Source organism: Bulleidia sp. HCP3S3_C9 (assembly GCF_052064035.1).
GTDB lineage: Bacteria > Bacillota_I > Bacilli_A > Erysipelotrichales > Erysipelotrichaceae > Bulleidia.
In genome coordinates this window covers 1-315 of record NZ_JBQHWJ010000165.1, presented here as the reverse complement: position 1 = coordinate 315, position 315 = coordinate 1, and the positions used below count along the sequence as shown (strand labels likewise).

Below are 315 nucleotides of genomic sequence, written 5' to 3'. Positions count from 1 at the left end.
TCACAGAGCATTTCAGCATATTCTTTCTGTGCAGCATCCGCTTCATACTTGTACTTGTCGAACCGGCAGCGCTTGTATCTTTCGCAGCCGTTGCATGCGCCAGGAGAGCGGTCACGTCTTTTACAGATGAAAGGCTTGAAGGAAGGACATTCCTTAGAACAATGGTGTGAATATTTATTTTGACATTTTCCGGCATCAATGCACTCGACAGGATACTTTGATTTGTAAGAGAGAGTACGATGATTCCTGATTTCCTTGCCAATTGTAGATTTGTCTTTGCCAAGCGTATCTGCGATGGACTTTTTAGAAGAATTG

The 315-nt window shown here is 43.2% G+C and carries 1 pseudogene; it reads right to left on the bottom strand.

Annotated elements, in window-relative coordinates:
• Positions 1 to 315: pseudogene (locus ACTND6_RS11265) on the bottom strand (helix-turn-helix domain-containing protein); the annotation flags it as partial.